At 33.6% G+C, this 22,529-nt stretch carries 28 protein-coding genes and 2 tRNA genes; 20 read left to right on the forward strand and 10 right to left on the reverse strand.

Annotated elements, in window-relative coordinates; genetic code table 11:
• Position 1 precedes the first annotated feature (1 nt).
• Positions 2-1,180, reverse strand: a complete 1,179-nt coding sequence (locus BUB89_RS02080) for a FecR family protein (RefSeq protein WP_073241379.1) — start codon at positions 1,178-1,180, stop codon at positions 2-4.
• 154 nt (positions 1,181-1,334) lie between these two features.
• Complete coding sequence (locus tag BUB89_RS02085; protein WP_234982501.1) at positions 1,335-1,886, reverse strand: RNA polymerase sigma-70 factor; 552 nt, start codon at positions 1,884-1,886, stop codon at positions 1,335-1,337.
• A gap of 291 nt (positions 1,887-2,177) precedes the next feature.
• Here BUB89_RS02085 and BUB89_RS02090 point away from each other — a divergent pair, with 291 nt between their 5' ends.
• From BUB89_RS02090 to BUB89_RS02165, 16 genes are all read left to right on the forward strand, one after another.
• Entirely contained in the window at positions 2,178-2,753 is a 576-nt protein-coding gene (locus tag BUB89_RS02090; protein WP_073241383.1) for a Crp/Fnr family transcriptional regulator, read from the forward strand.
• An 89-nt stretch (positions 2,754-2,842) separates the two neighbouring features.
• Complete coding sequence (locus BUB89_RS02095) at positions 2,843-3,559, forward strand: pirin family protein (protein WP_073241385.1); 717 nt, start codon at positions 2,843-2,845, stop codon at positions 3,557-3,559.
• Between the two features lie 11 nt (positions 3,560-3,570).
• Complete coding sequence (locus BUB89_RS02100; protein ID WP_073241387.1) at positions 3,571-3,855, forward strand: GNAT family N-acetyltransferase; 285 nt, start codon at positions 3,571-3,573, stop codon at positions 3,853-3,855.
• A gap of 32 nt (positions 3,856-3,887) precedes the next feature.
• Positions 3,888-4,295, forward strand: coding sequence for an OsmC family protein (locus BUB89_RS02105; RefSeq protein ID WP_083552414.1), 408 nt, complete (start codon positions 3,888-3,890; stop codon positions 4,293-4,295).
• 2 nt (positions 4,296-4,297) lie between these two features.
• Positions 4,298-4,522, forward strand: a complete 225-nt coding sequence (locus BUB89_RS02110) for a (4Fe-4S)-binding protein (RefSeq protein WP_073241389.1) — start codon at positions 4,298-4,300, stop codon at positions 4,520-4,522.
• Position 4,523: 1 nt separating this feature from the next.
• The gene (locus BUB89_RS02115; RefSeq protein ID WP_073241391.1) at positions 4,524-5,054 is read left to right on the forward strand and encodes an NADPH-dependent FMN reductase; all 531 of its coding nucleotides are present in this window, start codon (positions 4,524-4,526) and stop codon (positions 5,052-5,054) included.
• A 182-nt stretch (positions 5,055-5,236) separates the two neighbouring features.
• A complete protein-coding gene (locus tag BUB89_RS02120; protein WP_073241847.1) occupies positions 5,237-6,130 on the forward strand; it encodes a Fic family protein in 894 nt (297 codons plus the stop codon).
• Positions 6,131-6,310: 180 nt separating this feature from the next.
• A complete protein-coding gene (locus BUB89_RS02125; protein WP_073241393.1) occupies positions 6,311-6,985 on the forward strand; it encodes a response regulator transcription factor in 675 nt (224 codons plus the stop codon).
• A gap of 3 nt (positions 6,986-6,988) precedes the next feature.
• Positions 6,989-8,356, forward strand: coding sequence for a sensor histidine kinase (locus BUB89_RS02130; RefSeq protein WP_141384489.1), 1,368 nt, complete (start codon positions 6,989-6,991; stop codon positions 8,354-8,356).
• 95 nt (positions 8,357-8,451) lie between these two features.
• Positions 8,452-9,174, forward strand: coding sequence for a hypothetical protein (locus tag BUB89_RS02135; protein WP_073241395.1), 723 nt, complete (start codon positions 8,452-8,454; stop codon positions 9,172-9,174).
• A 57-nt stretch (positions 9,175-9,231) separates the two neighbouring features.
• A complete protein-coding gene (locus BUB89_RS02140) occupies positions 9,232-10,158 on the forward strand; it encodes a bestrophin family protein (protein ID WP_234982502.1) in 927 nt (308 codons plus the stop codon).
• A gap of 153 nt (positions 10,159-10,311) precedes the next feature.
• Complete coding sequence (locus BUB89_RS02145; RefSeq protein WP_073241399.1) at positions 10,312-10,839, forward strand: YceI family protein; 528 nt, start codon at positions 10,312-10,314, stop codon at positions 10,837-10,839.
• Between the two features lie 186 nt (positions 10,840-11,025).
• A complete protein-coding gene (gene fabD, locus BUB89_RS02150; RefSeq protein ID WP_073241401.1) occupies positions 11,026-11,898 on the forward strand; it encodes an ACP S-malonyltransferase in 873 nt (290 codons plus the stop codon).
• A gap of 158 nt (positions 11,899-12,056) precedes the next feature.
• Complete coding sequence (locus BUB89_RS02155) at positions 12,057-12,845, forward strand: HipA family kinase (protein WP_073241403.1); 789 nt, start codon at positions 12,057-12,059, stop codon at positions 12,843-12,845.
• Positions 12,823-13,206, forward strand: coding sequence for a DUF3037 domain-containing protein (locus BUB89_RS02160; protein WP_073241405.1), 384 nt, complete (start codon positions 12,823-12,825; stop codon positions 13,204-13,206). Before BUB89_RS02155 ends, BUB89_RS02160 begins: the two co-directional genes overlap by 23 nt.
• An 84-nt stretch (positions 13,207-13,290) precedes the next feature.
• On the forward strand, positions 13,291-13,542 hold the full coding sequence (locus tag BUB89_RS02165) for a hypothetical protein (protein ID WP_073241407.1): 252 nt from the start codon (positions 13,291-13,293) through the stop codon (positions 13,540-13,542).
• A gap of 47 nt (positions 13,543-13,589) precedes the next feature.
• Here BUB89_RS02165 and BUB89_RS02170 read toward each other — a convergent pair whose 3' ends face one another.
• From BUB89_RS02170 to BUB89_RS02185, 4 genes are all read right to left on the reverse strand, one after another.
• A complete protein-coding gene (locus BUB89_RS02170) occupies positions 13,590-13,916 on the reverse strand; it encodes a hypothetical protein (protein ID WP_073241409.1) in 327 nt (108 codons plus the stop codon).
• A complete protein-coding gene (locus tag BUB89_RS02175; RefSeq protein ID WP_073241411.1) occupies positions 13,901-14,095 on the reverse strand; it encodes a hypothetical protein in 195 nt (64 codons plus the stop codon). Before BUB89_RS02175 ends, BUB89_RS02170 begins: the two co-directional genes overlap by 16 nt.
• A 104-nt stretch (positions 14,096-14,199) precedes the next feature.
• Positions 14,200-14,643: a nuclear transport factor 2 family protein gene (locus BUB89_RS02180; protein ID WP_073241413.1), complete on the reverse strand. Its 444-nt coding sequence runs from the start codon at positions 14,641-14,643 to the stop codon at positions 14,200-14,202.
• Between the two features lie 2 nt (positions 14,644-14,645).
• The gene (locus BUB89_RS02185; RefSeq protein WP_073241415.1) at positions 14,646-15,779 is read right to left on the reverse strand and encodes a DegT/DnrJ/EryC1/StrS family aminotransferase; all 1,134 of its coding nucleotides are present in this window, start codon (positions 15,777-15,779) and stop codon (positions 14,646-14,648) included.
• Positions 15,780-15,932: 153 nt separating this feature from the next.
• Here BUB89_RS02185 and BUB89_RS02190 point away from each other — a divergent pair, with 153 nt between their 5' ends.
• Complete coding sequence (locus tag BUB89_RS02190; protein WP_073241849.1) at positions 15,933-17,162, forward strand: 3-deoxy-D-manno-octulosonic acid transferase; 1,230 nt, start codon at positions 15,933-15,935, stop codon at positions 17,160-17,162.
• A 423-nt stretch (positions 17,163-17,585) separates the two neighbouring features.
• The gene (locus BUB89_RS02195; protein WP_073241417.1) at positions 17,586-17,777 is read left to right on the forward strand and encodes a hypothetical protein; all 192 of its coding nucleotides are present in this window, start codon (positions 17,586-17,588) and stop codon (positions 17,775-17,777) included.
• A gap of 89 nt (positions 17,778-17,866) precedes the next feature.
• Here BUB89_RS02195 and BUB89_RS02200 read toward each other — a convergent pair whose 3' ends face one another.
• The 4 genes from BUB89_RS02200 to mutS form a co-directional block, all read right to left on the reverse strand.
• Positions 17,867-18,214: a YegP family protein gene (locus BUB89_RS02200; RefSeq protein ID WP_073241419.1), complete on the reverse strand. Its 348-nt coding sequence runs from the start codon at positions 18,212-18,214 to the stop codon at positions 17,867-17,869.
• A 97-nt stretch (positions 18,215-18,311) separates the two neighbouring features.
• Positions 18,312-18,397: transfer RNA gene (locus BUB89_RS02205), tRNA-Leu, on the reverse strand.
• A gap of 79 nt (positions 18,398-18,476) precedes the next feature.
• A tRNA-Gly gene (locus BUB89_RS02210) sits at positions 18,477-18,549 on the reverse strand.
• A 145-nt stretch (positions 18,550-18,694) separates the two neighbouring features.
• Positions 18,695-21,301: a DNA mismatch repair protein MutS gene (gene mutS / locus BUB89_RS02215; RefSeq protein WP_073241421.1), complete on the reverse strand. Its 2,607-nt coding sequence runs from the start codon at positions 21,299-21,301 to the stop codon at positions 18,695-18,697.
• A 163-nt stretch (positions 21,302-21,464) separates the two neighbouring features.
• On the opposite strand from mutS, the gene BUB89_RS02220 reads away from it, so the two are divergent.
• On the forward strand, positions 21,465-21,908 hold the full coding sequence (locus BUB89_RS02220) for a DUF1573 domain-containing protein (RefSeq protein ID WP_073241423.1): 444 nt from the start codon (positions 21,465-21,467) through the stop codon (positions 21,906-21,908).
• Positions 21,909-21,989: 81 nt separating this feature from the next.
• Positions 21,990-22,526, forward strand: a complete 537-nt coding sequence (locus BUB89_RS02225) for an RNA methyltransferase (protein ID WP_073241425.1) — start codon at positions 21,990-21,992, stop codon at positions 22,524-22,526.
• Positions 22,527-22,529: the final 3 nt, after the last annotated feature.

Genomic DNA, 22,529 nt, shown 5'->3' on the forward strand with positions numbered 1-22,529 from the left:
TTTATTCCAGGATTACTTGTTGGTCTTTTATTTCATAGTTTTTTATAATTTTAAAATTTTTAATACTCTTCAAAATCTCATCTAAGGTTTGGGTTTTTCTTAATACACCATCAAAAATTTCGTTTTCGATTGCTTTGTTTTTGAATACAAAATCAACATCATACCAGCGCGATAAAACTTTCATCATATCCTTCAGTGTTATTTTTTCAAAACTGAAAACACCTTCTTTCCATGATATTTCATTATATACATCTACATTTTTCACAACCGGATTGCTTGTTTCGGTGTTTAAGCTTAATTGTTGATTTGGCGTTAATTTTAGCTTTCGGGCTCCAATATTCACAGCTACTTTCCCTTCGACTAAGGTGGTATAGCTATTGACTTCATCTTTATAAGCTTTAATATTAAATTCGGTACCTATTACATCTACCAGCTGTTTATTACTAAGCACTTTAAAGTGAGCTCCTTTATGCTTAGTACTAGGTGATACTGCAAAATAAGCTTCGCCATACACTAATTCTACTTCTCGGGGTTGCCCTTCTATAAAAGCGACAGGAAATTTTAATTTAGTTTCAGAATTTAGCCAAACCTGAGTTCCATCGGATAGTTTAATAAAGAATTTACCGCCTCTGGGAATGGTCAAATAGTTGTAAACTATTTTATTGGTGTTTTCATTGGCATCATAAACAATTCCGGCACCGTTACTTTTAGCATTTTGTGTTTTGAGCGAAGTTCCGTTTACCAAAGCTATCTGAGAACCATTTGCCAGCGTAAGTGTTGCTTTATCAGTACCTGATTCCGTAGCTTTTTTGTCCTGTTTAACTATTGGAGCAGTAACCTGAACCGGCTTGTTGAAAATCGCATCTTTCAATAAATAAGTAGTGCCAAAAAGTCCCACAAGAATTGCTGCAGCGGCGTATTTTACAAAATGAAATTTTCTTTTTATTGTCTTTTTTTGTTTTTGTGGCGTTGCCAATATGCTGTCCTGAATGCGAATAGCATCCTCCTGAGCCATCACGGGTTTCTCGTCTAAAATTGCCAGTACCTCTTCTACGGTTGGCAGCCCGGTTGATTCCGTTAAATCCTGAACATACTGTACCACTTGATCAATCTCCTCTTTTGAACATTGATTCAGGATAAACTTTTTTAATAAATTTTGGATATGATTATTGTCTTGCATAATATATGTTCTTATATATAATACAGATGAGAAAAGGAAAAGTACTATCGAGTATTATTATTTTTTTTGAAAATTAAAAAAATAATAACTAAAAAGAAACAAATAAAAAGAAATAGAAAGTAAAAAAGAAATAAAAACAATACCTATCAGAGAATTACTCTAACCAACGGGATGAAATAAGCGTTATAAGAAGAGCCACGTCTCCATGAGTTTCTAAAAAAGTTCTAATTTCTGCTAAGGCCTTACTCATTTGACCTTTTACAGTACTCACAGAAATATTTAATTCCTTGCTTATTTCTTCGTAACTCATTTCTTTATTGCGCGACATTTCAAAAATAATTCGGCGCTTAGGAGGCAATTGTTCAATAGCTTTATTCTTTATAATGTCATAATCAGCATCAGCAATACTGTCCTCAACCGGGCTGTAAGATTTCTGGCTGTTGTAAAACACCTCTTCTTTAAACTTATGATTATTGGCTATTTTACTAATGAGATTAAAAGTTAAGTTACGGGTAATGGTAAACACATACGACTTAAAGGACAGCTCAGGATTAAGCCGTTCTCTGTGCAGCCAGATATTTAAAAATACATCCTGGACAATTTCTTCTGCAAAAACCTGATTTTTAAGCATACTTAAACTATAAGCATAAACATCATTATGATAGCTGCTAAAAAGCTCACTAAAGGCTTTTTCATTACCCTCCATAAGCTTTATAACCAGCAGTTTATTATTTATTGTTTTAGTTTCAGACATTACAAAAAATTACTACACATGAAATTATCGATTTATTAAAAATCCTTCTGTTTTGAGTCAGAATTCTTACTTAGCCTCACATTAAATGCTAATATAAAAATTTTAACAACATCCTATTGCATTTAGTATCTATAAAAAAACGAGATATTATATTTAGAATTTATATGAATTATTCAAAATTAGAAAAAGAACAAAACCTGAAAAATAACTATATTGCAGAATCAAATTTTTTAAAGAAGAAAGATGTCCCTGATCATTAACAACATAGAAAAAATTGTCTCGCTTACCCCCGAAGAAAAAGAACTTTTCCTGAGTAAAACTGAAATTCAACACTACAAATCCAAAAGTATTTTATTGAATTCAGGGGAAATTTGCAAATGTTCCTACTTTGTAAATTCGGGTATTTTAAGAAGTTTTAATATCAATGATAATATTGTCGAACATGTATTAAACTTTGCCTGCGAAGGATGGTGGATGGGAGATATGTACAGTTTGATTTCGCAAAAACCCGGAAATCTTTTTATAGAAGTAATAGAAGATGCCGAAGTGGTATTACTTTCTAAAGAAAATCAGGAGCTCTTATATACTGAAATTCCTAAACTGGAACGTTTTTTCAGAATTCTTACCGAAAATTCATTAGTAGCTAATCAGGAAAGGCTAATGGACAATTTAAGTCTATCGGCAGAAGAACGTTTTGATAAATTCAATAAAAGATATGGCAATCTGAGTCATAAAATTCCACAAAAACAAATTGCTTCCTATATAGGTGTAACGCCTGAATTTTTTAGTAAAATGAAAGCCAAGTTACTTCGAAAGTAGTTTAGTAATCACTTCTTAATCTAGGTTAAGTACTAAATGCTGATGACGGATGTATCTTTGTAATGTAATAATCAATAAAACAAAAAATCATGGCAACTACAGTTTTTCACAAAGCAGATACAAGAGGACACGCAGATCACGGTTGGTTAAATGCCTACCATAGTTTTAGTTTTGCCAGCTGGTATAATCCGGATAGAGTACAATTTGGTGCACTTCGTGTTTTAAATGATGACACCGTTGCTGCGGGAATGGGTTTTGGAACACATCCGCATGACAATATGGAAATCATTACTATCCCGCTAGAAGGAGATTTAGCTCATAAAGACAGTATGGGAAATGAATCTACTATCAAAAACGGAGATGTACAGGTAATGAGTGCCGGTTCAGGAATCAGACACAGTGAATTTAATCCAAATGCTGACCAGAGAACAAAATTATTTCAAATTTGGGTTTTCCCAAAACAAAGAGATGTTACTCCTAGATACCAACAAATTACATTAAATAAATCATTGGAAAAAAATGATTTTGCCCAAATTCTATCTCCTGATGCGGATGATGCAGGAGTTTGGATCCACCAGGATGCCTGGTTCTATTTAAGTGATTTTGATGCTGATTTTTCTAAAAAACTAGCTCTTAAAAAAGAAGGTAACGGTTTTTACATCATGAATATAGAAGGAGAGATCGAAGTAAATGGCGAAAAATTAGAAACAAGAGACGCAATAGGAATCTGGGAAACTACTGAAATTGAAATTAAAGCAACTACTGCTTCTAAATTTTTAGTAATGGAAATCCCAATGAAATATTAAGAAATACAATCATGGAAGAAACTATTGGATTAGAATACGACGAAAGAAAAGGTTATTTTTACGTAGCGGTGAACAATACTAAAGTTGCAAAAATGACCTTTGTTTTTGCCGGACCACACAAAATAATCATTGATCATACTGAGGTAAATCCGGAATATAACGGCAAAGGATTTGGACAAAAAATGGTTGAAAAAGCCGTTTCATTCGCCAGAGAAAAAGAAATAAAAATTCTTCCTTTGTGTCCGTTTGCAAAAAAAGTATTTGATAAAACTCCTGAATTTAGTGATGTTTTATAATTTATAAAAAGGTTTACAATCCTTATTACATCATGAAAAACATATTTGAAAAAGACATTACGGGACATATTGGGACTCAAAAATATTTATGTACCATAAGCTGGCGTAACGGTCAGTTTGTTATGGATGAGCCAGCAAGCATAGGCGGACAAGATTTAGGTCCGGATCCTTACACGGCTCTTTTAGCATCATTAGCCAGCTGTACCATTGCTACTTTACGAATGTATATTGACCGAAAAGGCTGGGATATTCCTGAAATAAACATTGCCGTAAATGCAGCACAACAGCAAGAGGGCGAATTTGAAACTATTTTTTCCAGACATATCACTTTTTCTAATGATGTAACTACCGAACAAAAGGAAAAATTAATACTCATTGCAAATAAATGTCCTGTTTCTAAAATTTTAAAAGGAAAAATAACCATTAAAACCCAACTCTGATTATGAATCCGGAAGACATCACAAAAGAATATACGAATGGGGAAGTTACCATTGTGTGGCAATCAGGAAAGTGCATTCATTCAGCAAATTGTGTTCGCAATAATCCTGATGTATTCCAACCCAAAGAAAAGCCATGGATAAAACCGGAAGGTTCAACAACAGAAAAAATTATTGACACGGTAAAGAAATGTCCTTCGGGAGCTTTGACTTACTTTTTAAACACATAAAATGACTAAAAAAATTATTGCTTTTGGAGCTTCATCAAGCACCAATTCTATCAACAAACAATTAGCTGCTTATGCAGCCTCACAATTTGAAAACGCTGATGTAGAAGTACTGGATTTAAATGATTACGAAATGCCTATTTTTTCATTAGACAGAGAAGCAAAAAGCGGGATTCCGGAATTAGCTCATCGTTTTTTTGAAAAACTGGGAACTGCTGACCTGATTATTGTTTCGCTTGCGGAGCATAACGGAGCTTATTCTACGGCTTTTAAAAATATTTTTGACTGGACTTCCAGAATAAACCCTAAGTTTTTTCAAGGGAAACAAACGCTTATTTTAGCTACTTCTCCGGGACCAAGAGGCGGACTTACGGTTTTAGAAATTGCAAAAAATCGTTTCCCTTTTCAGGGTGCTGTTATCAATGGTAGTTTTTCATTACCAAGTTTTAATGATAACTTTAATACTAATGAAGGAATTACTAATGAGCAGTTAAAAAGCGATTTACTTGAAATTATAGCATCTATCGAAATTTAAAATAATTCAAACCCTATTGAAAGGCGTCGCATTTTGTGACGCTTTTTTTATTGAAAGTAAATTAATTCGTGATTTACAGAAACAAATAGAAAATCATTTTTTTGCCTGTATCGGCAAGAAAAAGCACAAATTCTTCCTTTTTTAGCCCTATATTTGCCGGTAACGGCATTTACACAGCAATTATGAAGTATATTTCAGTAAGTGAATTTTCGAAAAAATGGAATATTTCCGAAAGGACTATCCGTAATTACTGTGCAACAGCAAGGATTAAAGGAGCTTTTTTAACGGGTAAAACATGGAACATCCCTGAAGATGCAACATTACCTGAAAAAGGAAATAAAAAAAAGCTTAGCAAAAATCCTTTACTCCATCATCTTAAAGAACAAAAAGAGATGAAACTTCATGGTGGAATTTACCATCGTACTCAAATTGACCTTACTTACAATTCAAATCGTATTGAAGGAAGCAAATTAACCCACGACCAAACCCGTTACATTTTCGAAACCAATACCATTGGAACAATTAAAGAAAATATCAATGTAGATGATATTATAGAAACAACAAACCATTTTCGTTGTATTGATTTTATTATTGATAAAGCCACGGCAAAACTAAGTGAATCTTTCATTAAAGAATTACACTTTTTATTAAAATCCGGAACATCTGATAGTCAAAAAGATTGGTTTCATGTTGGCGACTATAAAAAACTCCCGAACGAAGTTGGAGGTAATCCAACTTGTCCGCCTAAAGAGGTTAAAACAAAAATAGCAGCATTATTATCTGAATACCACAGCATTGAAAAGAAAACTTTTGAAGATATTATTGACTTTCATTATCAATTTGAAATTATTCATGCTTTTCAGGACGGCAATGGTCGTGTAGGTCGATTAATCATTTTTAAAGAATGCCTTGCCAACAATATTGTTCCTTTTATTATCGATGAAGAATTAAAGTTTTTTTATTACAGAGGTTTACAGGAATGGCTTCATGTAAAAGAATATCTTTTGGATACTTGTCTTAGTGCTCAGGATCATTACAAAAGCATTCTTCAGTATTTTGAAATAGAATTCGAATGATGATTTTAAAGATTCTCATTATTGATATCATTTACTGCTTGTTAAATACCCCAATTTACAAATAAGCCATAAAACAAGACCGTAAAATATAATATTCACAAAACGAAAAATTTAAAAAATAATTTTGCAAAATTTTAAGAAGACAATATCTATTTTTGGTACACTATAAAAAATCATTTTATGAAACTACTTATTGTTGAAGACGAACCCAACCTTCTATCTATTATACGAAAAGGACTTTCGGAGAAAAACAATGAAGTAAGTGTTGCTCTTGACGGAACTACTGCACTGGAAATGATTTTGAACCATAATTTTGATGTAGTCATTTTAGACATCATGCTTCCGGACATTAACGGAATCGAAATTTGCAGACGCCTGAGAGCTGCTAAAAATTTTGTGCCCATTTTACTTTTGACTGCTTTAGGAACCACCGAAAATATTGTTACCGGATTAAATTCCGGTGCTGATGATTATCTGGTAAAACCATTTAAATTTTCCGAATTAGAAGCCCGAATTTCTGCTTTAGCAAGAAGATCAAGTCAGGAACACAAACCAAATGATTTGATTAAAATTGATGATTTGGAAATTGACAGCAGGGCAAAATCAGTAAAAAGAAACGGCGAACTTATACAATTAACCGCTAAAGAATTTAAATTATTGCATTATTTAGCCCGCCATTCCGAAACTATATTATCCAGAGAAAAAATTTTAGATAACGTTTGGGACATTAATTTTGACATGAATACAAACGTAGTTGATGTATACATTAATTATTTAAGAAATAAAATAGACAAGCCGTATCAAAACAAATTAATCCATACTATCAAAGGCTTAGGCTATATTATAAAATCATAATTTATGCAAATCAGAAAGAAAATAACCATTACCTATATAGCATTATCGTGTTTTAGCACCTCGCTATTATGCCTCGTTATTTTTTCTCTATTCAAGCAAAACAACGAATATTATTTTATAAAAAGACTTCAGGACAGAGCTAAAATTGCCTCATCAGCTCATTCTCAACAATCGCCTGAAAAAAAGAATTATTACAAGCAATTCAAAAAAGACGGACTGGAAGAACTTATAGAAGAGAAAGATTATGTATTAAAAGTAAAAGGAAAAAACACCTTTGAATACAATACTGATTTGAATTTGCCACCGGAATTCTATAACAATATAATGAAAAAGGGATCCAGCTGGTTTGAAGAGGATTACCGCTATTATTACGGACAAATTTTTGGTACAGGAGATCAAAAACATATTGTAATTGTTACTGCAAAAGACCGTCGTGGCAATACAAGTGCTATTTATATTTTACAAATTTTACTTTTTGGAGGAGTTGGTTTCTTTATTCTGGCGTATTTCTTTGGCCATTTTTTTGCACGAAGAGTAATTAATCCGATTGCGCGAATTACAAAAGAAGTACAAAGAATCAGCGCTTCAAACCTTCACAACCGATTAGCTGACACCAATGGAAAAGACGAAATATCCGATTTGACGAAAACCTTCAACGATATGCTGGACAGGTTAGAAACCTCATTTGAAATCCAGGCCAATTTTATTAATAATGCGTCCCATGAATTAAAAACTCCTATCACAACTATTATTGCCGAAACGGAAATCATGCTCTTAAAGGACAGAGACAAAGAAGAATACATTAATTCCTTAGAAAATATTAATAAACAGGCTTCTAAATTAGGAAACCTTACTGAAAGTCTTTTAAAATTAACCCAAACAGGCTATGACGGCACTAAGCAGGTGCTGGATATTGCCCGAATGGACGAAATACTTTTAGAAGCTAAAGCCTCTATTGATACGCTCTTTCCGGATAACCGCGTGAATATTAAATTAAAATCTATACCGGATGACGAATCCTTACTGACTATTCCCTGCAACCGCCCTTTATTAGAGTTGGCGTTGAATAATATTATTTCGAATGCTGTAAAATATTCGAATAATGATGAAGTATTTGTAATTTTGTCTGTTGATAAATCAAAGATTAAAATTGCCATTACGGATATCGGAATCGGAATTCCGCCGGAAGATATTCCTTATTTATACGAACCTTTCTTTAGAGGAAAAATTGCATCTAAATACAATGGATACGGACTGGGATTACCATTAGCCATGAAAATAATCAGGATGCATAACGGGGAACTTCAAATTCAGTCAGAAACCGGAAAAGGAACGGTTGTAAACATCACTTTTGATAAAAAACAACATTAGAAATTCTAATTTATATTCTTAGGGAATTTTAATTTAAATCAAAGAGCATTCTAATACTCAACAACTTATTTTGTATGTATACTTAAATAATACATATGAAAAATTTATTGATACCCTCCACTTTAGAATTAGATACTATAAATGCCGTTAAAGTTGCTATTCAGCAATCTAAAGGTAAAAGCTGTACCTTATTCCTGGCTTTAGTTAGTGAAATTCCTGATACTTATTCTACTGCCACTTTCCTGAGAAACATGAAAAGTGAGCTGACTGCTTCACAAAAAAATGTATTGGAATATTGCAGAGAACTGGTTACTATTTCGCAAAATTGCAGTCTTAAAATCCATTATCAATATGGGATTTCGACTCCTTTGGTAAAAAATTTAATTGAGCATCTGGGTATCGACTTAACCATCCTTACTCCTTCTTACAGAAATGCTGAAAAAAGAATCCACAATCAGTTTGTACAAATTCTCAGTAATTGTAAAAATCCCATTTTACATCTAAGCTCTAATTTTGAAGAACAGGATTTGACGAAAGCGATGTATCTGGAGCAAACAAAATCCAGATTACAAATTGAAGATTTACAAGAACTAATCCCGGCTCATTTTGATTTCAGAATTGTAAGTCAGGCTAAAATTTTTAATGATCAAAATCCTGAAGATCTTGAATTATTGCTAAATGAAGCCATTACTAAGAACAAAATCAATCTTTTAATAGAAACCCGAAAACCAAAAAAGATTAAACTTAGAAAGAAGAACATAAATACCACCGAAGATTTTGGATTACCTATTTTATCGCTGTATGAAGAAATTGCGTAGTATATAAAAATTATTAATTATAAAAAGAAAAGCATGTTATTAAAAAAGAAAATCCCGATGAAATATGTTTTGGGAAAAATTAAAACGGAGCTTTTTCTGGTCATTTTATACGCCATAACCTTTGAAGCATTTAATACGTATTATGATAATGAGGCCATAAATATTCCTATTGCCATTCCTACAATTGTGGGAACTATTATTTCATTATTACTTGCATTCAAATCTAATCAGGCTTATGATCGCTGGTGGGAAGCCCGAATTGTCTGGGGTGCTATCGTTAATGACTCCCGAACATTGATACGACAGGTTACTACTTTCTACAAAGATCCTGATTTTTCGGTAGAGGCTAATGATTTTAAAGAAAATTTTGCCAAAAGGCAGGTTGCCTGGTGTTATAGTCTGAGCCAGTCGCTTAGAGAAAAAGATCCTTACAAACCGATTAAGAAAATTCTAAACGAAAATGATTTTCAATATGTAAAAAAACACAAGCATGTGCCTAATGCCATCTTAATGTTACACTCAAAAGATTTGAAAAAAGCCTATGAAAACGAAAAAATCAATACTTATCAACAGGTAGAAATTGACAATACACTTACCCGTTTATGTGATTATATGGGGAAATGCGAGCGAATAAAAAACACCATATTTCCCACCACTTACAGTATGTATATGAGATTCACACTTTGTCTTTTTATTATCTTATTGCCTTTTTCTTTAACTGACTTATTAGGCTGGTTGCAAATTCCATTAGTAACAACAATTGGAGCTGCGTTTTTTCTTATCGAAAAAATGGCAATTCATTTGCAGGATCCGTTTGAAAATAAACCAACAGATACTCCTATGACTACTATTTGTGGAACTATTGAAAAAAACTTAATCCAGATGGTTCATGAATTCCGTGATGAATTTGAGTTTTCGAATAAAAAATCAGAAACGGAGCTTCAGGATATTCGCCTGGAGAAAAACCCGTATTTTGTTCTCTAATAAAACATTTGGTTTAAATCAATATAAAAACAGATAGTATCACAGGCATAACTATCTGTTTTTTATTTCTTAATCTAGGTTAAGTGCTGCTTCCTTATCGTTGCTGTAAATTTGTAATATCAAAATGAAATAGTAATTAAAAACATAAAAATTATGGCAACAATTAAATGGGCAATTGACCCTACACATTCAGAAATTGGATTTAAAGTAAAACACATGATGTTTACAAATGTTTCAGGAAAATTTGATACTTATGAAGCATCAGTTACTACTGAAGACGATAATTTTGAAAATGCGACTATCGAATTTTCGGCTGACATTAATTCCATCAGCACTAACAATGCAGACAGAGATGATCATTTGAAAAGCGGTGATTTTTTTGATGCAGAAAACCATCCAAAACTGACTTTTAAATCTACTTCGGTTACTAAAGATGGAGATGATTATAAATTAACCGGTGATTTAAGTATAAGAGGCGTAAGTAAACCGGTTACACTGGCAACTGAATTTAGCGGATTCATGAAAGATCCATGGGGGAATACGAAAGCAGGATTGAATATCTCCGGTAAAATAAACCGAAAAGACTGGGGATTAAACTGGAATTCTGCTCTTGAAACAGGAGGTGTTCTGGTAGGTGAAGAAGTACGTTTAAACATTGAAGTACAATTAATCCAGGAGTAAGATTAACATCAACTCTTTTTAACATAAAAACGGCTAAATTTCGTATCGAAGTTTAGCCGTTTTTATCTTTCCTGATAAATCCTAAAAAAATACTACTTTTGCATCCCGATTGAATGTAATTTTTCAATCTTTTAAACCATGTCACCCTGAGCACAGTCGAAGGGTTAATCTTTTAAATTAAAAAATATGAAGGCATACGTATTTCCGGGTCAGGGAGCACAGTTTACAGGAATGGGCAAAGACTTATATGAAAACGCTCCATTAGCTAAAGAATTATTCGAAAAAGCAAACGAAATATTAGGTTTCCGTATTACAGATATCATGTTTGAAGGAACTGCCGAAGAGTTGAAAGAAACTAAAGTGACACAACCGGCTGTATTTTTACACTCGGTAATTTTAGCTAAAACATTAGAAGATTTCAAACCGGAAATGGTAGCAGGACATTCTTTAGGAGAATTTTCAGCTTTAGTGGCTAATGGTGTTTTGTCTTTTGAAGACGGATTAAAATTAGTTTCTCAACGTGCTTTAGCAATGCAAAAAGCCTGCGAAATCACTCCTTCCACAATGGCTGCCGTTTTAGGATTAGCTGATAACATTGTAGAAGAAGTTTGTGCTTCTATCGATGGTGTTGTGGTTGCTGCAAACTACAACTGTCCGGGACAATTAGTAATTTCAGGTGAATTTAAAGCAGTAGAATTAGCCTGCGAAAAAATGAAAGAAGCAGGTGCTAAACGTGCTTTATTATTGCCTGTAGGTGGTGCTTTCCACTCGCCTATGATGGAACCGGCAAGAGAAGAACTGGCTGCAGCTATTGAAGCAACTACTTTTGCAACTCCTATTTGTCCGGTTTATCAAAACGTAACTGCAAGTGCGGTCTCGGATGCTAACGAAATCAAGAAAAACTTAATTATTCAGTTGACTGCTCCTGTAAAATGGACACAATCGGTTCAACAAATGATTGCTGATGGTGCTACTTTATTTACCGAAGTTGGTCCCGGAAAAGTATTAGCCGGACTAATTGGAAAAATTGATAAAGAAGCAGCTACTGCAAATGCTTAATTAGACATTAGATTGCAGATTTTAGATTACAGAAAACAGTACTATCATAGAATCCTCATGAACTTAGTTTTGTGAGGGTTTTTTGTTTCGAAAAAGAAATTGGCTATTATGAAATAACAACTGGTATTAGCTATCTTTGTTTTTAAGAATTTCTTTCTATGGATTTAAATTTACGAACCGTAAACGTTACCCGATACATCACTCCGCTACGGGAAGGTGGCTCATTACCTGCTTTGGCGGAAGCCGATGATGATTTTAAATACGTATTAAAATTCAGAGGTGCAGGTCATGGTGTCAAAGCGTTGATTGCTGAGTTTTTAGGTGGTCAAATTGCAAAAATTTTAGGCTTACCCGTTCCTGAATTGGTTTTTGCGCAACTGGATGAAGCCTTTGGCAGAACAGAAGCCGATGAAGAAATTCAGGATTTATTAAAATTCAGCCAGGGATTAAATTTAGGGTTGCATTATTTATCCGGAGCCATTACGTATGATGCTGCCGCCAATGATTGTGAAGCTTTACTGGCGTCAAAAATTGTATGGCTGGATGCATTTATTACCAATGTTGATCGGACTTTTAAAAATACCAATCTTTTAATCTGGAAAAAAGAACTTTGGTTAATTGACCATGGTGCTTCGTTTTATTTTCATCACTCCTGGATTAACTGGGAAAAAACAGCCGTAACGCCATTTGCGTTAATCAAAGATCATGTTTTATTACCAAAGGCTTCAAAACTGGAAGAAGCGCATCAGCAATGTATTTCAGCATTGAATGATTCGATTCTAAGCGAAATTGTAAATCAAATTCCGGAAGACTGGCTGCAATGGGAAGACCAAGCAATAACTGCCGACGAAATTAAAGCAATCTATTTTCAATTTTTAAGCTTACGCTTACAAAACGCCGAAATCTTTTTAAAACAAGCTCAGGATGCACGAACAACACTTATATGATTATGCTGTCATTCGTGTGGTACCAAGAGTAGAACGCGAAGAATTCGTAAATGTAGGTTTGATGCTTTATTGCAAGCGTCAGAAATATTTACGCATTAAATATCACATTCCTGTTAATAAAATCAGTGCTTTTTGCAAAGAATTCGATTTGGACCAACTCAAAATAAATCTGGATTCTTTTGTAGCCATTTGCGAAGGCAAAAAAAATGCGGGTCCTATCGCTCAATTTGAAAAAGACGAACGCTTTAGATGGCTTACAGCTATTAAAAGTTCCAGTATTCAAACCTCAAGACCGCATTCAGGATTCAGTACTGATTTAGATAAAACTTTCGAAAAATTATATACTGAATTAGTTTTATAATAAGAATTTTCCGTGCACTGTAAAGGATTTTTTTTACATTTGGAAGACAGAATTAAACAAACAATCATTAAATAAAAACACAAAATGAAAAAAACGATTTTAGCAATGGCTTTTATGGCGGTTGCATTGGTTTCTTGCCAGGACAAAACAAAAGATAAGATTGAAGAAGCTCATCAAGCAGTGGGGGATGAATTAGAGCAAAAATTAGATACTGTATCTCAAAAATTGGAAAAAGCTATTGATACAACCCAATCTAAAACCGGAAAATTACTTGAAAAAGGAGCACAAAATCTGGATAAAGCCGCTGACAAATTAAAAGAAGCAGCTAAAGAGTAAGCAAACAAAAAATCCCAAATTATCTCTTTTGACAATTTGGGATTTTTTTATAAATTCTTCGCTTGTTCACAATGGTTGTTAATAATCCCTGTAACTAAGTAATTACTATTCTTTTTTTCGAAGAAAATATACCAAGTGGTTCTTTTATTGGATTTATAAAAAATATAATTAGACCCTAAGTATTTTAATTTTTGAGGTGTCGTTTTGTGTGTACTTAATTTGATATTCTCATCAAGAATATCATAAATCTTTGACACATAATCTTCAGCGGATTCAATAAATCCAAAATACTCTTTTTTATACAATATTTGAACTAAATCATCCAGATAAATAATAACTTTGGGAGTAATAATTATCTTTATTTTCCCCACCATTCTCTAATACGTCTTATTGATTCTGCCTTTGCTTCTTCCGGAGTGTATCCATTTGCAAATTCAGCATCAAAATCAAATGTTGCATGATCGATACCTTGCTGTTCCGGTTTAGAAACCTCATAATTAACAGCTGGTTCTTCAGCTTTATCTATTTTAGATTTTTTTCCTTTAGCATTCATAATCTTATTTTTTCTTCTAACGAATTTACAACTAATACTTTAAAGCAAAAAATCCCAAACTATCTATTTTGACAATTTGGGATTTTTCGCTGTAAAAATGTATCTTATTGTGGCAGTTTAAAAGCTTGTCTGGCTATTAGCAGCCATTTTCCTTTTTGTTTTTGCCAAACTAACATAATACCAATTTTAATGTCTTTTTCAACACCACTATCTTTAGTATGTGCTGCCAGATGATGTCTTACTACAGCCACATCACCAATGATTTGGATTGTTTGGTTTTGAAATTCTATGGTTACAAAATCCGATTCTTTATTCAGTAATTTTTCAATAAAAACTTCCTGATTCTGAAGTACTCCACTGGAATGTCCGTAACTTAAATCCTTTGAAGTCAAAGCTTTCAAGTTGCTTTCTGTTGGATCAATTAGCGCTTTACGAAAAGCTTCTACTTTATTTGCAACCGCTGTTTCTTCATTAGAAACACTTTTTGTTTGTGCCTGATTCGAAAACGAAATCAATACCAAGGCAAGCCATAAAAAATACTTTTTCATGATTATTTATCTAAAAATTCTAAAATACTAGCTGTAATAAACTCAATTTGCTCATCCTCTAATTCAGTGTGCATAGGAAGCGAAATCACTTCTTGTACTAACTGATTGGTTACCGGAAAATCTTCTTCTTTGTAACGTGAATCAGCATAAGCTTTTTGCGAATGCAACGGAATTGGGTAATAAATAGCACAAGGAATGCCTTTATTCAATAAATGTTGCAGCAATGCATTTCTGTCTGCATCAATAATTCTTAATGTATATTGATGAAAAACATGATTGTTTAGGTTACTATCAAAGGAAGGCGTAACAATATTTACATGACCCGCCAAAGCAGTATTATATTTGGCTGCCGCTGTACGACGCGCTGTGTTATAATCATTCAGCAAAGGCAATTTAGCATTTAAAACCGCAGCCTGAATACTGTCTAATCTTGAATTTACCCCTACTACATCATGGTGATAACGCTCATACATTCCGTGATTCACAATTCCGCGAATAGTATGTGCTAAGTCATCATCATTTGTAAAAATAGCGCCACCATCTCCATAGCATCCCAGGTTTTTAGATGGAAAAAAAGAAGTAGCACCCACATGACCAATAGTCCCCACTTTAGCTGTTGTTCCGTGATTAGAAACAAAATCGGCTCCAATAGCCTGAGCATTATCTTCAATTACATATAAATTATGTGCTGCGGCTAAATCCATAATGGCATCCATATTTGCAGCACGCCCAAACAAATGAACAGGAACAATTGCTTTGGTTTTTGGAGTAATGGCAGCTTTGATTCTTTCTAATGAAATATTCATATTCACCACATCCACATCTACTAAAACCGGAGTAAGCTGTAATAAAGCAATAACTTCAACAGTAGCAGCAAAGGTAAAATCGGCAGTGATTACCTCATCTCCGGGCTGTAATCCTAATCCCATCATGGCAATTTGCAAAGCATCCGTACCATTAGCACACGGAATTACATGTTTTACACCCAGATATTCTTCCAATGATTTTTGAAACTGATGTACCTGAGGTCCATTAATATAGGTATTCGTATCTAAAACTTCCTGAATAGAAGTATTTACAGTAGTCGCAATCTTATCATATTGACTTTTTAAGTCAACCATTTGAATTTTCTTCATTTCAAATTAATTATATAGTTAGAAAGCTGTTGTTTTTACACTTATAGCTAACAACAAAACTTTCATAAAAGGGAAACAAAAATAGGTATTATTGATTTCAAACCAATGATTTTAAGCCAAAGAAAATGTATTTTAGCCCCAAAAATTATTCGAATGCTTTTTCTATACAATTTCATCATTACAATTGCCGGATTTTTGCTCAAAATCATTGCGTTATTCAACCCAAAAATGAAACTATTTGTCTCAGGAAGAAAAATAGTTTTTGAAACGCTTTCGCAAAAAATAAGCAGCAACGACAAAACCATCTGGTTTCATGCTGCCTCCTTGGGAGAGTACGAACAAGGCTTGCCAGTTATCGAAAAAATCAAAGAAAAATATCCTTCACATAAAATTATTTTGACTTTCTTTTCTCCTTCCGGTTACGAAGTCCGTAAAAACAATGCCGTTGCAGATGTTACCGTTTATTTGCCTTTAGACACCAAAAATAATGCGCAAAAATTCCTGAAACTCGTTCATCCCGAAATGGTTTTCTTTATCAAATATGAATATTGGCCGAATTATCTGAATGAAATTAAGAAATTAAATATTCCTGCTTACTTAATTTCCGGAATATTTCGGGAAAACCAAATTTTCTTTAAATGGTACGGTCAACTTCACAGAAATGCATTAAATGCTTTCCGTTACTTTTTTGTTCAAAATGAGAATTCAAAAAAACTATTACTTCAATTAGGTAAAACAAATGTGCTGGTTTCAGGAGATACTCGTTTTGACAGGGTAGCCACTATTCTGGAAAAAGACAATACTTTAGCTTTTATTGCTGAATTCAAAAAGGATACTTTAACCATTGTTGTGGGAAGTTCATGGCCTAAAGATGAAGAATTATTAATCCAGTACATCAATTCATGCGCTCAAAACGTCAAATTTATCATTGCACCACATAATATTAAAACAGATCAAATTGAGCTATTAGAAAAGAGCATCGATAAAAAAACCGTTCTCTTTAGTGAGAAAGAAGACAAAAATCTGGCTGATTTTGATGTTTTCATCATTGACACCATTGGTATTCTGACAAAAATATATAGCTATGCTGATATTGCTTATGTAGGTGGCGGTTTTGGCAATCCCGGAGTGCATAATATATTAGAACCAGCAACATTTGGCGTTCCCATAATCATTGGTCCTAATTTCTCTCATTTTGCCGAAGCAACCGCACTTGTTAATCTGGACGGATGCATCAGCATCAACAATAACAAAGAACTCACGGAGAATTTAGATAAATTGATTTCAGACGAAATACTTCGTAAGAAAAAAGGGAGTATTTGTAATAACTATGTAAATAAAAATAAAGGGGCAACACCGCTGATTTTGAGTAAAATTGAGTAGATAAAAAAACAACTTTTGGAACAAAAATTAAAATTTGAGGTTTCCACATCTCCTTTTTATTCCCCTAAAATGAAAAGACAAACACATTATCTGAATCGCAAAAATCATTGTTTAAAAAAATTTTATTCTTAAAAAACAAACTCGCCTGTTTCAGAATTCATAAATATGCTGCTTAAACCTGCCTTAAAAAACATAAAGCACTCACAATCAAAACACTAAAAAACCAAGCTGAAGAAACATTTTTCACAGCCATTTAAGAAAAATCTTTTCAATAAAAACTCAATACTAAATACAAAACTTACATTTTACGGCTCGAAATATAAACGAATAATATTTTAAAAAAAAAATGAAAAAATATTTTACATATCAAAAATTTTATATCTTTGCCTCGAATTAATAATTAACCTTTTATAATAAAGTAAGATGAAAAAAGTATTTTTAAGTTTAGCTGTAGTTGCTGTTTTAACTGTTGTATCTTGTAAAAAAGCTGAAGCTCCTGCTGAAGAAGTTGCTGCTGACACTACTGCTGTAGCTGTTGACACTGCTGCTGTTGCTGTTGACACTGCTGCTGTTGCTGTTGATACTGCTGCTGTTGAAGCTCCTGCTGCTGAGTAATTTTAAATTACAGTAAAAAATAAGCCGTTACATTGTGACGGCTTTTTTTATACTTTATATTTTCTTCCTGTTTATAACAATCAGCAAATTTAATCTTCAAATATAAAATCATTATTAGCAAAATCTAATATCTCAGCTTTCGAACCATATTTTACTATTTCATCAATTCCTTTCTGAACCATTAATTCAGTACTGTATTTTCTGCTTACAGCAATAACCCTGCCTTCCGTCACAACACGAAAAAAGAACTTACCCTTAGAAGTCTTAAATTTCACAAACGAACAAGTATCAAACACTGACCGCAAATACTCCGCATCAGCCTCACAATCCATCCTTAATTCATACGCACTACTCGTAAATATAGTTTTCCCTTTTCTTGAAGTAAATTCAAACTTATAATCTCCGCTAAATCTTTTACTAATAACAAAAGTTCCCATATTTTTCTACTCCAACAAATTTCAATGATTATCCAAAAATAAACTGATTTGATATAAAATAAAAAAAGCTCCAAACATTAGTTTGAAGCTTTCTTTGTACTCAGAGCGGGACTTGAACCCGCACGAACATTGCTGTTCACTGGATTTTAAGTCCAGCGTGTCTACCAATTTCACCATCCGAGCATTACTTTTCGATGTTTTCTTTGACTAACTTTAAAAAAGTTAATTAAATCGAACACCACCCAAGCATTATGTGATGCAGAGCGAAAAACGGGGCTCGAACCCGCGACCTCGACCTTGGCAAGGTCGCGCTCTACCAGCTGAGCTATTTTCGCATTTTCATTTCTAAAAAGAACCGCAATACTTGTTGTGTATTGCGGATGCAAATTTAAGACTTTTTTCCGCTTACACAAGCCTTTTTCGAAAAAAAATTCAATATTTTTAGTAAGCTTTTGATTTGCTTTACTTTAAAAGTAAAAATTATTTTCTGCTCAACATTCTTTTAATTTCGTTGAGTTTCATCAATGCCTCTACCGGTGTAACCGAATTAATATCTATATTCAAAATCTCTTCTTTTATCTCTTCCAGTAAAGGATCATCCAGATTAAAGAAACTCATTTGCATTTCCTCCTTCTCCGGTTTAATTCCGTTTAAAGCATCACTGGAATGCTCTTTTTCCAGTTTTTTCAAAATCTTTTGTGCTTTCAAAATCACAATTTGAGGCATTCCTGCCATTTTTGCCACATGAATACCAAAACTATGTGCGCTTCCGCCTTTGACTAATTTTCGAATAAAAAGCACATTATCCTTTAACTCTTTCACCGAAACATTGTAATTCTGAATGCGCTTTAAAGACTCACCCATTTCATTCAGCTCATGATAATGCGTTGCAAACAACGTTTTAGGCTTTGAAGGATGTTCATGCAAAAATTCGGCAATAGCCCAAGCAATCGAAATTCCGTCATACGTACTCGTTCCTCTTCCTATTTCGTCCAGTAAGACTAAACTTCTGTCCGAGATATTATTCAGGATTGAAGCGGTTTCATTCATTTCGACCATAAAAGTAGATTCTCCCATCGAAATATTATCACTGGCTCCTACTCTGGTAAATATCTTATCTATAACTCCCATTTTCACGCTATCGGCCGGAACAAAACTCCCCATTTGAGCCAGGAGTACAATTAAAGCGGTTTGACGTAAAATAGCCGACTTACCGGACATATTAGGTCCCGTAATCATAATTAATTGCTGCGTTTCTCTGTCTAAGAAAACATCATTAGCAATGTAAGGAACTCCCACTGGCAATTGTTTCTCAATAACCGGATGCCTTCCGTTCTTAATATCTAATTCGAAAGTTTCATCCAGTTCCGGACAAACATATTTATTTTCAATAGCTAATTGTGTAAACGAACACAAACAATCTAATTGTGCCACCAAATTAGCATTCAACTGAACAGGTTTGATATAAGTAGCAATCCAGGCTACTAATTGCTCAAATAGTTCTGTTTCTATTTTATGAATTTTCTCTTCGGCTCCCAGAATTTTAGACTCATATTCTTTTAACTCTTCGGTAATATAACGTTCAGCATTAACCAGCGTTTGTTTTCGAATCCACTCTGTGGGAACCTTATCTTTGTGCGTATTTCTAACTTCGATATAATAACCAAAGACATTATTAAAAGATATTTTTAAAGACGAAATCCCTGTTCTTTCGGATTCTCTTTTTTCTATTCCTTCTAAAAATTCTTTGCCTGAAGTAGAAATTGCACGCAATTCGTCTAATTCTTCATTGACCCCTTTTGCAATAGCATTTCCTTTAGCAATAGCCACCGGAGCATCCTGATTTAAAGTTGTTCTGATTTTTTCACGCAACAAATCACAGCTGTGCAAATTATCACCTATTACTTTAACAGCCTCTTGCGGACTTTCCAGCGCCAAAGTTTTTACAGGAATAATCGCGTCCAATGATTCTTTTAAATAAACCACTTCACGAGGAGAAACCTTTCCGGCAGCAATTTTCGAAATTAAGCGCTCTAAATCGGAAATTTGTTTAACCTGGTATTGTATTTTTTGCAACACCTCCTGATTTTCTTTCAAATAAGAAACCACATCGTGACGGCTTTTCACTTTCTTAATATCTTTTAGCGGCAAGGCCAACCAGCGCTTTAGCAAACGCCCGCCCATTGGCGAAAGCGTTTTATCAATTACATCCAGAAGCGTAACCGCATTGGGATTATAACTATGATACAATTCGAGATTTCGTATCGTAAAACGATCCATCCACACATAAGCATCTTCAGCAATACGCTGAATCGCTGTAATATGTTGCACTCTGTTATGCTGTGTTTCGGATAAATAATATAAGATGGCTCCAGAGGCAATAATACCTTCTTTTAGCTCTTCTACACCAAAGCCTTTTAAGGAAACAGTTTGGAAATGTTTGGTCAAAGTTTCAAAAGCATAATCCTCTTTATAAATCCAGTCTTCTAAATAAAAACAATGAAAATCTTCGCCAAAATGTACTTTAAAATCGTTTTTATTGTTTTTTTGAATCAAAACCTCCGAAGGACTGAAATTTTGTAATAACTTATCAATATACTCAGCATTACCCTGAGCTGTTAAAAACTCACCTGTAGAAACATCCAAAAAAGAAATTCCAATGCATTTACTGGTAAAATAAACCGATGCCAGAAAATTATTAGTCTTAGAATGTAAAACTTCATCGTTCATAGAAACACCGGGAGTAACTAATTCAGTCACACCGCGTTTTACAATTGTTTTAGTCATTTTAGGATCTTCCAGCTGATCACATATAGCAACGCGAAGTCCGGCTTTGACTAATTTTGGCAAATAAGTATTAATAGAATGATGTGGAAATCCTGCCAGAGCGGTCTCAGTTTCAGAACCTGCACCACGTTTCGTTAATGTAATTCCTAATATTTTTGAAGCTCGTATAGCATCCTCACCAAATGTTTCATAAAAATCACCAACCCTAAACAACAAACAAGCATCCGGATACTTTCTTTTTATCTCATTATACTGTTTCATTAACGGGGTTTCCTTTACCACTTTATCTTTAGATGCCAATTTATATTGTGTTTAGTTTATTAGAAAATTATGAAAGCGAATTTAAAAATTTTATAACGAATAACTGCCACTTCAAAAATTAAAAAATATTTTTAAGGAAATTTTAAGCGATTGGCATGATTTTTTCTTTAGTTTTGTTCTATAAACAAAAAACTAATTTAAAATGAAAAAGATAATTTTACTTGCTGCACTGGTTGTTTTTGGAGTTACTACTTCTAAAGCACAAGAAACAACAAAAAAAATCAAAGCTACTGCTACTAAAATGTCAAAAGTAAACGGAGCAGGAATGGTTTTTGAAAACGAAACTATCGACTACGGGACAATCGCTCACAATGCAGACGGAAAGCGTGAATTTGTTTTCACAAATAACGGAAACAAACCTTTGATTATCACAAATGCTGTAGGTTCATGTGGATGTACAGTACCTTCAACTCCAAAAGAACCTATTGCTCCGGGAGCTAAAGGTGTAATTGGTGTAAAATATGCAACTGACAGAGTGGGTACTTTTTCAAAAACAGTGACTGTATCTTCTAATGCTGCAGGACAACCTACAAAAACTTTAACTATAAAAGGAACAGTACTTCCTGATAACGACAAAAAGAGCTAATTTTTAAATTACATAAATTACCAAAAGCTTCCCTTTCCTAAAATCGGAAGCTTTTTTTATTTCATAAATTACTTTCTAAAAATGAGAAAACTAGAAAACAGTGAATTAGAACGCAAATCCATTGAAGATTTTAAAAAATCAGAGAAAACACCACTTATTTTGGTTTTGGACGATGTACGCAGTTTGCACAACATTGGTTCGGTTTTTAGAACAGCAGATGCTTTTTTGATCGAAAAAATATACTTATGCGGAATCACTGCAACACCTCCAAATAAAGAAATACATAAAACAGCCTTAGGAGCAACTGAGACCGTAAACTGGGAACATAACGAAAATGTAATTGATACTATAACTACTTTAAAACAGCAAGGAGTAATCACACTGGCTATCGAACAGGTGGAAAGTGCGGTTTTTTTACAAAATTTTGAAGTTGAAAAAAATCAAAAATATGCATTGGTTTTTGGAAACGAAGTTCACGGTGTCGCTCAGGAAGCTGTAGCCGCATGTGATGGCTGTATTGAAATTCCGCAATTAGGAACCAAACATTCCTTAAATATTTCCGTTAGTGCCGGAATTGTAGTTTGGGATTTATTTCAAAAAATAAATTGGGCAAAATAACCC

Origin of the sequence: Flavobacterium flevense (genome assembly GCF_900142775.1) — a bacterium.
Taxonomy (GTDB): domain Bacteria; phylum Bacteroidota; class Bacteroidia; order Flavobacteriales; family Flavobacteriaceae; genus Flavobacterium; species Flavobacterium flevense.